We start from the raw sequence: 12,244 nt of genomic DNA on the forward strand, positions 1-12,244 counted from the left end.
TAACCAGGGGGATAAAACGTTTTACAATTGAAATCAGGTACAATGTAGTAATTATAACAATTATTTTACATCAACTTCAAAAATCAATATCACAATTAATTAATCGGGACATAATCAATCAAAGGCCTGTCAATCTGTTGATATCGTTCATTAATTCCAACACTTAAAGCGCCGGCAAACATTTCGTTTAAAAAATAACTTAGTCAGTATTAAATGTTTTACTGATATTTAAAAACCGGTTTGCGGACTAAATTATGTTTGAATCAGTCACTATTAAGGATATTGCCAAGGCTTTGGGTGTGTCAACCTCAACCGTATCACGGGCACTGAACGGGAGCTATGAAATAGGTACCGAAACCAAAAAGCTTGTCCTGGAGTATGCTGAAAAGATTAACTACCGCCCCAACCCTATCGCACTGAGCCTTAAGGAGCAAAAAAGCCACTCCATAGGTGTGGTAGTATGCGAGGTGGCTAATGACTATTTTTCGCAGGCCATTAATGGTATCGAATCCATCGCTTATAACCGGGGATACCATGTTATCATCACTCAAACGCACGAATCATTTGACAGGGAAAGCGCCAATGTAAAACACCTGCTCTCGAGGCATGTGGATGGCTTACTGGTGTCGTTAGCGGCGCAAACAACCGACACATCGCAATACAAATACCTGCTTGACAAAGGATTTCCGATAGTATTTTTTGACAGGGCCGCTCCCGATCTTAATACCCACAAGGTTGTTGCCGATAACTTCCAGGGATCATTTAATGGTACCGAAACGCTAATTAATTCGGGTTTTGCCAAAATTGCCCACCTTACCAATTCAAATAACCTGCTCATTAGCCATGAGCGTTTTGACGGCTATAAAGCAGCGCTTGATAAGCACGGCATCGAGCTCAGGCCCGAATACATTAAACATTGCAATCATGGGGGCATGATCCAGGACGAAGTTGAACTCGTACTGAAAGAATTAATGGCATTGGATGACCGCCCTGAAGCAATTTTTATTGGTAGCGACCGGCTCACAATCAGTAGTATGTCGATATTAAAAAAATGGGGCTTTAAGGTTCCCGGAGATATTGCTATTGCGGGTTTCACCAATTCGGATGTGGTTGAACTGTTTGATCCTCCATTAACGGTGATTCGTCAGCCAGCTTTCCAGATAGGACAAATGGCAACAGAAATGCTTATCAAAACCATTGAAAGTAAATGGCCGGTTGAAGAGTTTACTACCGAAAAGGTGGATACGCAATTGATTGTGCGGTCGTCGTCAAACAAAGCTTAATCTCCTAAACGACAGTAACCTTTACCCCTTTTTCTTCCAGCATATTGAGCATTGCAGGGCTAATGCCACTATCGGTAATGATCTCATTGATTTGGTCAAGCGCGCAGATCTTTGCCAGGCCACGCTTGCCGAACTTTGTACTATCGGCCAGTACAATAGTAGTTTGGGCTGCATTGATCATTTTTTGATTGAGCCTTGCTTCGGATAAATTGGTAGTGGTTAACCCTATTTCCGGATCGATGCCATCTACCCCTAAAAACAGTACACCGCATAACATATCATCCAACATCAGCTCGGCATAGTTGCCTGTTACCGATGATGAGGTATTCCGCATTTGTCCACCCAATTGAACAATGTCAACCTTGGGATGCTGCAAAAGTTCAAGCGCTACCGGCAATGCAGCGGTAACTACCGTAAGATGCTTATTGGGCTGCATAGCGCGGGCCAACGCCAGCATGGTAGTACCCGATGCTATAATAACCGAATCGTTAGCATCGATACGGGCGGCGGCCTCGAAAGCTATTTTCTTCTTTTCGGGGCCGTTCAGTTTTTCCTTTTCGGCTACCGGCCTATCATTGGCATACGGATTTGTTTTGCTTGCACCGCCATGCGTTCTGAAGAGCAGGTTTTTATCTTCTAAAAGTTTCAGGTCCTTTCGGATGGTAACTTCCGAAACATTTAACTCGCCACTCAGGTCCTGCACATTTACAAAACCATCTGTCTCAACTTTTTGCAGGATAAACTTATGCCGATCGGTATTTTTACTCATAAAGCTAAATTAAACAGAAAAACTGACTGTAAATTTTAAAAGAGCCTATCGCGTCTCGAATACGTCAAAAGTAACCAAATAAAATTATTTTATATTTCATTTAGTTTTATTTTATTTCGATTTTATATATTTGAATAAATATCGAAATAAAATGAATCCATTTACAAGGGAAGCAAATCTTGAGCACCTTACCAATACCGAAAAGATCTGGGACCTGATTATCATAGGTGGTGGCGCTACAGGCCTTGGTGCCGCGGTGGATGCAGCATCGCGTGGTTTCTCTACTTTATTATTGGAACAGGCAGATTTTGCCAAGGGTACTTCGAGCCGGGCTACGAAACTGGTTCATGGAGGGGTACGCTACCTTGCACAAGGGGATATTGGATTGGTACGCGAAGCTTTGCGCGAGCGGGGATTACTATTAAACAACGCCCCGCACCTTGTAAAAAACGAAAGTTTTATTATCCCCAATTACAGTTGGTGGGATGGTGTTTTTTACACCATAGGCCTCAGTATTTACGATATCCTTGCAGGCAAGCTGAGCTTTGGCCGGGCAAAACATATCTCCAAAAAAGAAACTATTAAACGCTTACCCGGCATACAAGAAAAAGGCCTGCATGGTAGCGTTGTTTATCATGACGGACAGTTTGATGACTCCCGTTTAGCGATTAACCTGGCGCAAACTGCCATTGAGCAAGGCGCAACGCTATTAAATTACTTCAAAGTAAGCGGATTGATCAAAGGTACGAGTGGCAAAATTGCGGGAGTAACAGCTACCGATATCGAAACGGGCATTAACTATGAATTGAAAGCAAAAACTGTAATTAATGCTACCGGCGTTTTTGTTGACGACGTACTTAAAATGGATACGCCAGAAAAGAAACCAATGGTTAGGCCAAGCCAGGGTGTTCACCTTGTACTCGACCGGTCATTTTTACCGGCAGAGGATGCCCTGATGATCCCGAAAACAGAAGACGGGCGTGTGCTTTTCGCGGTTCCGTGGCATGAGAAATTATTAATAGGCACTACTGACACCCCTATCGACTCCCATAGCCTTGAACCGGTAGCACTGGATGAGGAAGTGGAATTTATATTAAGGACAGCAGGAAAATACCTGACTAAAGCCCCTACCCGCGCCGATGTTTTAAGTGTATTTGCCGGTTTACGGCCCCTTGCTGCCCCCCAGGACGGTTCATCAAAAACAAAAGAAATTTCACGAAGCCATAAACTGATTGTCTCTGATTCGGGATTAATTACCATAACCGGAGGCAAATGGACAACCTACCGTAAAATGGCAGAGGATATTGTTAACCAGGCCATCAAAACCGGCGGACTCCAAAACACGCCTTGTAAAACAGAATCATTAGCTATCCATGGCAGCAGGCCAAATCCCGACCGCACAAACCCCATGTTTGTTTATGGGACTGACATCGAGAAAATACAGGCTTTATATGACGAAAATCCTGACTGGAAAAACCAAATTAACCCTGAAGGTAGCTATACTAAAGGCGAAGTAATCTGGTCTGTACGGAATGAAATGGCAAGAAGCGTTGAAGATATCCTGGCACGCCGAACGAGGGTTTTATTTTTAAATGCCCGCCTGGCTATCAAAATGGCACCTGAAGTAGCCCACCTTATGGCCGGCGAATTAGGAAAAGATACAGCGTGGGAAACGACGCAGATAAACGCATTTAACGAAACAGCAAAAAATTATATACTCACACCGCATTAAATATCAATTTTAATGTGATATTCAATTAATAAACCAAGGTAAACCAAACCAAATTATGCAGGAATATATTTTAGCGCTCGACCAGGGCACTACCAGTTCGCGGGCCATAATTTTTGACCACGCTGGCAAGATCATTACTTCGGCACAAAAAGAATTTAAGCAGTACTTTCCAAAACCAGGCTGGGTTGAGCACGACCCTAATGAGATTTGGGCAGGCCAGATCTCTGTAGCTGTAGAAGCGATTGCAAAAGCGGGATTAGGCGGCGGAAACATCAAAGCCATTGGCATCACCAATCAGCGTGAAACCACCATAGTTTGGAACCGCAAAACCGGCGAACATATTTATAACGCGATAGTTTGGCAAGACAGGCGCACCGCCGACTTTTGTGATGAGCTGAAACAAAAGGGCCATAGCGATATGATCCGCGATAAAACCGGCCTCGTGATAGATGCCTACTTTTCGGGTTCAAAAATCAAATGGATTTTGGATAACGTTGAAGGTGCAAGAGCGCAGGCCGAAGCAGGCGAGCTGGCCTTTGGCACGGTTGACAGCTGGCTGATATGGCAATTAACCCGCAGCGAAGTACATGCTACTGATGTAACTAACGCGGGCCGCACCATGTTATTTAACATCCGTACCCAGCAATGGGATGATGAGCTGTTGCAATTATTTAATATCCCCAAAAGCATATTGCCCGAAGTAAAGCAATCGAGCGAACTATATGGTCATACTGCCAACAATATATTCGCGCAAAGAATCCCTATCGCGGGTATCGCCGGCGATCAGCATGCGGCCTTATTCGGGCAAATGTGTATTGATAAAGCCATGGTGAAAAACACTTACGGCACGGGTTGTTTCATGCTGATGAATATTGGCCAGGAGTTTATTAAATCGAAAAACAACCTGCTTACCACCATTGCCTGGAAAATAAACGGCGAAATCACTTATGCTTTTGAGGGTAGTATTTTTATAGGAGGCGCGGTTGTACAATGGTTGCGCGATGGTCTTGGCATCATTAAAACCTCGGCCGATATTGAAAAACTGGCTACATCCGTAAAAGATACCGCCGGCGTTTACTTTGTGCCCGCATTTGCAGGCCTGGGAGCGCCCTACTGGGACCCCGAAGTTCGCGGAGCAATAGTTGGCTTAACCCGCGGAGCGACTGCGGCACATATTTCAAGGGCGGCATTGGCATCAATTGCTTATCAAACCATGGATGTACTTAAAGCCATGGAAGCCGATGCAGGCATGGAAATTAAAGAGCTCAGGGTTGATGGTGGCGCTACGGCCAATAACCTGCTAATGCAATTTCAATCAGACGTATTAAACTGTAAAGTGATCCGACCAGAGGTTACCGAAACCACAGCGCTTGGCGTAGCCTATATGGCCGGCTTGGCCGTAGGTTACTGGAAAGATATAGCCGAAATTCAGCATCTATGGGCAGTTGAAGCCGAATTTAATCCGGGTGATGACCTGGAAGAAGTAAAAACCGGTATAGCGGGTTGGGAACGCGCGGTAAGCACGGCCCAATGCTGGTCTAATTCCGGTCATCCTGTATCCGCTATTTAATATCCACCATTAAAATATTTAAACATGTCTCCATTTGTAGCCGAACTGATAGGCACCATGCTCATGATATTATTAGGCGATGGCGTAGTGGCCAACGTAGTTTTAAAAGATACCAAAGGAAACAACGGCGGATGGATAGTGATCACGACAGCCTGGGGTCTGGCGGTTTTTGTTGGAGTAGTAGTTGCAGGGCCATATAGCGGCGCTCACCTTAACCCGGCTGTGACCATAGCACTTGCTATTGCAGGTAAGTTTGCCTGGGCGAACATTGTACCCTATATCATTGCCCAATTTGCAGGCGCCTGTATGGGTGCTTTTTTAGTTTGGATCATGTATTACGATCACTTCAAGCGCACCAATGATCCGGGCTCTATACTGGCGGTATTTTGTACCGGCCCCGCGGTACGCAATTATGTTTCCAATATTGCCAGTGAAATAATTGGCGCGTTTGTATTACTCTTCACTATCTTTTATATCGCCGGCGCTGAGATCACACCTGCTAAAACCCCTATTGGCCTGGGCTCAATCGGTGCAATCCCGGTAGCTTTATTAGTATGGGTGATAGGCCTGTCGTTAGGTGGAACCACCGGTTACGCCATTAATCCCGCCCGCGACCTTGGCCCGCGTTTTATGCACATGATACTACCGATAAAAGGTAAAGGCACCAGCGACTGGGCTTATGCCTGGATCCCCGTTATCGCTCCCTTAGTTGGTGCTTCTATTGCAGCTATACTGTATCTTTCTATAAAGTAATAATCTTATTCCCTATTCAGACTTTCGAAGTTTTAAAAACTTCGAAAGTCTTAGGACGCTCTATTTCAAGGCTCCTTCAACCCCCAAAATCACCATTGTTCATTTCAGCCATTTTAATGGATAATGAACATTACTGTTCATATTGTTCATTTAATTAATACTTAAGCTAAGAGCTAACAGGAATGGCGTTCATTTTAACAAGCACCAAGAATTACTGTGTATTTATATCCCCAAACCGGGATTTTAAGTAGAAAATAAGCAACGACAACGTCGAACGCCACCTCAATTTCGTTTACAAAAATCAAGCCATTACATTTTTAATTTTTTGTAAACAGAATTTTACAGCCTGTAACCCGGCTTTCCGGCGGGGGTACATTTAGAAAGTATAGTACAGCTACTTAGTGTATATTTTACAACCTACGTTTTTACCATTTGTAAAGTTTCCCTTCTCCTCAATTATACACTTTACTCCCCCTCGTTTTGAACCTTGCCCGGTCCGCGAAAATCCCTGGTGGCATGGCTTTCCTTTTGCAACCTACACTTCAAAAAAACACAACATTAACTAAGGTTTAATCAATACCGGCTGTCCCCCGGCCGCATTGATTAAACTTTTAAGCAAGACAAGCGAGCACGTTGCGAGTCTGGCTGACATGCGTAAAAACACATGAAATTTATCACTTTATTGGCGATAGTATGCCTATCGCCACAGTTCGCCCTGCGCCTTAAAGCGCAGGAGGGGGAACCGGTATTAATTGAAGACTTTGGGGCCGGATCGGCCCAAATAGGTCCGAAAATTAATGACGGGAATTTTTCTACTACCTATAATTACATACCATCACAGCCGGGTGAAGGCAGCTATACTATTGCCAACTCCACTACCGGCATGTACCCCGAATCGTGGCTACAAACAGGTAATCATACGCCAGGGCAACCTAATGGCTACATGATGATTGTGGATGCTACCAACACCATCGATGAGTTTTATAAAAGAACCGTTAAAACCCTGTGCCCCGGCACCACTTACATGTTCAGCGTTTTTGTGCTCAACCTGATGCAAACCGGCGGTATCAAACCGGATATTACTTTTTCCGTAACTACATCCCTCGAAACAAAAACTAACCATACCGGGCCAATAGATAACGGTTCAGGCTGGCTGGAATACAACATTACTTTTAATACCCCACCAACCGGAGGCGATGTAACCATCAAAATGACCAATAATGCCAGCGGTGGCTACGGCAACGATGTGGCCCTCGATGATATATCATTACGCCCCTACGGCCCTGCACTTACTACCTATTTCGGAAACGATAAAACAGCCACAACAGCGCAGGGATGCGCCGACGCGGATAAGGTTTACACTTTGAACGTTAGCGCCGCATCTGACCTATCTTACACCAATCCAGTGTATCAGTGGCAAATAAGTACACCAAACGGATGGATAAATATCCCGGGGGCGGTATCATCCTCCTACCCGCTCCATCAACCCACTGCCACCAGCAATTATCAGTACAGGGTATTGGTTGCCCAGCAAGGCAACATCAATTCGGCACAATGCAGGTTAATGTCATCTGCCGTGACATTAACTATCATCAATCCGCAACCAGTTACTGCGACTGCGAGCTCGCCGGTTTGCCCTGGCGAAAACATTTATCTTACAGCATCCACGGGTGATAGTTATAGCTGGACGGGGCCGAACGGCTTTACGTCGGTGCAACAAAATCCAGTGATCAGTGGCGCGACAGCCGCCATGAGTGGGCAATACCATGTTACTGTATTTAAAAACGGATGTTCAAGTATTACGCCCGCGGTTACAGTAAACGTAAACGCGCCTGTAGTTGCCAATGCAGGCGATAATAAAGCGATTTGCAAAGGCGATAAAACACAGCTCCACGCCACTGGCGGAACATCCTATAAATGGTATCCCACAATCGGCCTTTCAAACCCAAACATTGCCGACCCGATAGCCTCGCCGGAGGCAACCACCACTTACACCGTTGAGGTGACTAACAATAACTGCAAAGCCACAAGTGCCGTTACCATAACGGTAAATCAGGGGCCCGGAGCCTTTGCCACTTCCACACGTGAAGTTATGAAGGGCGAAAGGATCCAGCTTCATGCCCAGGTAAGCGGAGAAAATGTTTCTTATTACTGGACGCCCAATGAAAATATCAGCAATACTACCTCCTTAGAGCCCTTCGTATTTCCAACCAGCAACATCACTTATATTTTGCATGTATTGCAGCCAGGATCATGCAACCTGGAGTCTAAAGCTGCTGTTGAAGTAAAGGTTATTGATAAATTCACCATCCCAAACACTTTTACGCCTAATGGCGATGGCATAAACGACACCTGGCAAATAGACGCCCTTGGCGCTTACGATAACGCCATTACACAGGTTTTTAACCGATACGGAACAATTGTTTACAATGCCAAAGGCTATACAAAAGCCTGGGACGGAACATACAACGGCAACAGGCTGCCCCCCGGGACTTATTATTACAAGATAGATCTGAAGAATGGTACGGTTTACTCAGGATGGGTGCAGATCATAGGCTGATCATTCCTACTATCTATTAAAACTAAAACCATGTCATTGCTGTAAGCGTAGCGCGGCAATCGCACGGAAGCATAACCGCCCTGTATAGCATGCGATTGCTTCGTCGTTCCTCCTTACAGCAACGACATGGTTTTATTATAGTTTCTGTTAATTACAGCTATTGCAATAAAGCCTTAATCTTATTAAAGATCTCTGTATTGCTGTAAACGCCTCTAAAATCCAACGAGTGGGGGCCGTAGCTAAATACCGGAACCGGGGTGCCGGTATGATCATTGGTGCTAAAATCGCCCCATACGTAACCGTTGTTGATACTGCCGTCAAGCAGTGTTAAGCCCCCTGTTTCATGATCGGCAGTTACTATTACCAGCGTTTCTCCATCTTCATCGGCAAATTTTAGAGCATCACCAACAACGCGGTCAAAGTCGCTATTTTCGGTAATTATTTGTTTCAGGTTATTGGCGTGACCACCATGGTCAATCTGCGAACCTTCAATCATCATAAAGAAACCTTTGGGAGCATTTTTGAATATTTGAGTTACTTTATTAAATGCCAACGGAAGGTAGTTTCCTCTACCCTCCATTTTTGGACGGGTTACGCTATCATCCATCAATGCCAGAATTTTCGGGGCCGAACTGTTTAAAAATTCATTGAAGTTACGGATAACCGTATATCCCCTCTTCTTCATCTTATCAACTGGACTTTCACCATTAACCGGCCAGATAAAATCTTTATATGACGAGCCTAAGAAAATATCAATAGGCGACGAAGTAATTTGATTAGCGATAGCTGTAGAATGACTCCGCTCCGAATCATGCGCGTAGAAAGCTGCCGGAGTCGCATCGGTTAATTCACAAGCCACAATATCAGCTGTTTTTTTACCAGCTTCGGCACTATAATCCGCTAATGATTTCAATGGTTTTCCTGATGGATCAACACCCACTGCCCTATCGTTAGTTTTTTGTCCCGATGCAAAAGCGGTTGCTCCGGCGGCAGAGTCGGTGATATAGGCATCAGCAGAGTTGGTTACCGAAAAACCAATATTCAGCATCTGGAAAATATTTAACTGGCCACGGTTGGCAGTATAGGTTGAATAGATTTGCGATAACCCCATGCCATCGCCAATGCACAAAATGATGTTTTTTACTTTTTTAACCGCCCCGTCCGATTTATAAGTTGGTTTATAAATTGTATACGGCTGTGGGGCTGTGTATTCGCTTGTCGGCTTTTTGTTCAGGAAATCGCCAAGTTCCTCTATTTTATCGGTGCCAATTACATCAACACCCAAACGGATAAGGGCCAGCCAGCTGCTTTTGGTGTCAGGAGTTTCCCAAAAACGTACCTTCTTACCGGAGTTATGTACGCTATCGATGCCTGCCTTTATCCTCGCAATTTCTTCGTTATTTAATACACCTTTGCCATTCCAATGAATATATTTACCAAACGGAAAACTTACCAGCCCGATCTTTTTCCATTGCTCGGCTGTAAAACCGTTCATATGGTCTACATCAAACGAGATCCAGGCCGGGTAGTTGGTCATCTCGGCCGGTGGCGGTACCGCACCTGTCATAACTATCGATAACCTGCCCGGGTGACCTTCATAATCAAAATACTGCTCAAGCGGCTTTAACTCTTTAATCACAAGCGGTAATACTGCTTTATGATCTTCCTTAATTTCGATAAGCAGCCTCAAATGGCGTTGCGGATCACGTTTAAATTTTTCAATCAGCGGATCTATGTACAAGATCTTTAACGACCGTTTGGCGTCGATCTCCTTTTTATCGTGTGCCACCATCAGCTGCCCGTTAACAGCATAACAGTCGGCCTCGATAGAACCGAAACCTTTTTCATAGGCCCGGTAAAAAGGAATGTTGTTTTTGTAATCGTTGTGGGAATGTGCATCGGCTACTGTGTAGTTTTTAACCTGCGCGTTGGCCGTCAGGCCAGCGTTTGCCAGCAGCGCCGCCAGCGTAATTAGGGTAGTACTTTTTTTCATTGGGTATAGATATAGCAAAACCGGGCTGTGCCCGGTTTTGTAAGTTTCAATATGTCAATTACCAGCCGGCATTCTGTTTCAGCTGACCCTGGCTTATCTGAATATCCTTTGGCGGTATCGGCCAAACGTTATCCCTTGCCGGATCAAAGTTACGAGCTTTCCACACAACTGAGCCATCCGAACCGTGTAACGGTTTTGCGTAAATTGCCTGCGCATCGCCCCAACGTACCAGGTCGAAATTACGATCACTCCACTCACCTGCCAATTCAACACGACGCTCATGTTTCAAATTAACCATGGTAGCATTAGTGATTGGTTTTAAACCGGCACGTACACGTACAAGGTTTAGTGCGGCATCGCCGTTTTTACCTTGCATAATCTGAGCTTCGGCTTTGATCAGCAAGATCTCGGCATAACGCAACAACGGTACGTTTAAGTCTGTAGATGGCTCATCGCCGTTAGGGCTTACGTGGATACCACCAGCATAGCTAAACGGCTCCATGTATTTGTTAAACTGATAACCGGTTAAGCTGTTGCTTTTACCACCGATAGGGTAAGTATAAGTTTGACCAAAATACTGGAAGCTATCGCCTTTTTGCAGGATAGTAGCCGGAAGCCTTTTATCACCTGCCTCAAACTCGTCAACCAGTTCTTTTGTTGGCTGATAATAACCGAAGCCGTTATATAAACCCCAGCCTTTATTCTCCAACATAGCTCCCGGCAAAATGCTTTGACCATTCAGGTTGCTTGCTACCGACCAGATATACTCGGAGCTGTAGTTATTAGCGATCTTGAATACATCGGCATAATTGCTTAACAGTGCATGTTTACCGCTCAGGATAACCGAATCGGCATATTTTTCAGCATTTGCATAATCTTTAGCATGCAGGTAGGTTTTAGCCAAATAAGCATAGGCAGCAGTTTTATGCGCACGGCCATAATCGGCAGTACCCAGTTTATCGAAATAAGGCAATAAAGAAGCTGCCTTTTTCAAATCGGCCTCGATATAAGCATAATTATCTTTTACTGATGCTAATTGAGCAGGGAAAGCCAAAGCGTTGGTACGGTTTTGCAAAGGAGCGCCTTGCTTGTCAGAACCATATAAATCGGCGATTTCCAGGTGCATTACCGCATGGATAAAGTAAGCCTGCCCCAAAATAAAGTTTTTGGTAGCTGCATCCATGTTAATGTTCGGCACATTATTGATTACGTCATTGGCACGTTTCATCACCACGAAGTGTAACTGCCATGGCGCGTAGATACTGCTTTCATTACCGGTACAGATAAAGTTTTTGATGTTTTCCCTGTCGGCAGATGTACGGCCTACAACCATATCATCGCTGGCGTTAATGAACCAAAAGAAACCGCGACCATAAAGATCCTCACTGTTACTTTGTTTTTCGTATAAACCATTGGCTGCTGCCTGAGCATCAGCAGCTGTTTTCCAGAAGTTTGTACTGGTTGGCGTACCGGTTGGTTTAATATTATCTAAAGTGCCTTTTTTACAGCTTTGGGCCAGTGCAATAACCATTACACCCATTAAGCCTTTGCTAATTATATTTTTGAATTTCATCTCTGTATCTT

8 protein-coding genes are annotated in these 12,244 nt (G+C 44.6%); 5 read left to right on the forward strand and 3 right to left on the reverse strand.

Annotated elements, in window-relative coordinates; genetic code table 11:
• The first annotated feature begins 254 nt into the window (after positions 1-254).
• On the forward strand, positions 255-1,283 hold the full coding sequence (locus DEO27_RS13160; RefSeq protein WP_112574260.1) for a LacI family DNA-binding transcriptional regulator: 1,029 nt from the start codon (positions 255-257) through the stop codon (positions 1,281-1,283).
• A gap of 4 nt (positions 1,284-1,287) precedes the next feature.
• On the opposite strand, the gene DEO27_RS13165 is transcribed toward DEO27_RS13160, so the two are convergent.
• Positions 1,288-2,052, reverse strand: coding sequence for a DeoR/GlpR family DNA-binding transcription regulator (locus DEO27_RS13165; protein ID WP_112574261.1), 765 nt, complete (start codon positions 2,050-2,052; stop codon positions 1,288-1,290).
• 151 nt (positions 2,053-2,203) lie between these two features.
• Between DEO27_RS13165 and DEO27_RS13170 the strand changes: the two genes are divergently transcribed.
• The 4 genes from DEO27_RS13170 to DEO27_RS13185 all read left to right on the forward strand — a co-directional run bounded on the left by DEO27_RS13170 (position 2,204) and on the right by DEO27_RS13185 (position 8,667).
• Positions 2,204-3,784, forward strand: a complete 1,581-nt coding sequence (locus DEO27_RS13170; RefSeq protein ID WP_112574262.1) for a glycerol-3-phosphate dehydrogenase/oxidase — start codon at positions 2,204-2,206, stop codon at positions 3,782-3,784.
• Positions 3,785-3,839: 55 nt separating this feature from the next.
• Entirely contained in the window at positions 3,840-5,354 is a 1,515-nt protein-coding gene (glpK, locus tag DEO27_RS13175) for a glycerol kinase GlpK (protein ID WP_112574263.1), read from the forward strand.
• 24 nt (positions 5,355-5,378) lie between these two features.
• Positions 5,379-6,107 (forward strand): MIP/aquaporin family protein, encoded by a 729-nt coding sequence (locus DEO27_RS13180; protein ID WP_112574264.1) that lies wholly within the window; start codon positions 5,379-5,381, stop codon positions 6,105-6,107.
• 664 nt (positions 6,108-6,771) lie between these two features.
• A complete protein-coding gene (locus DEO27_RS13185; RefSeq protein WP_112574265.1) occupies positions 6,772-8,667 on the forward strand; it encodes a gliding motility-associated C-terminal domain-containing protein in 1,896 nt (631 codons plus the stop codon).
• Positions 8,668-8,824: 157 nt separating this feature from the next.
• On the opposite strand, the gene DEO27_RS13190 is transcribed toward DEO27_RS13185, so the two are convergent.
• Together DEO27_RS13190 and DEO27_RS13195 are read right to left on the reverse strand one after the other, a co-directional pair.
• Complete coding sequence (locus tag DEO27_RS13190; RefSeq protein ID WP_112574266.1) at positions 8,825-10,660, reverse strand: alkaline phosphatase; 1,836 nt, start codon at positions 10,658-10,660, stop codon at positions 8,825-8,827.
• A gap of 58 nt (positions 10,661-10,718) precedes the next feature.
• Positions 10,719-12,233 carry a RagB/SusD family nutrient uptake outer membrane protein gene (locus DEO27_RS13195; protein WP_112574267.1) on the reverse strand — a complete coding sequence of 505 codons (1,515 nt, stop codon included), beginning with the start codon at positions 12,231-12,233 and terminating at the stop codon, positions 10,719-10,721.
• Positions 12,234-12,244 lie beyond the last annotated feature (11 nt).

The sequence above is a fragment of the Mucilaginibacter rubeus genome (assembly GCF_003286415.2).
In the GTDB taxonomy this organism is placed as follows: Bacteria; Bacteroidota; Bacteroidia; order Sphingobacteriales; family Sphingobacteriaceae; genus Mucilaginibacter; species Mucilaginibacter rubeus_A.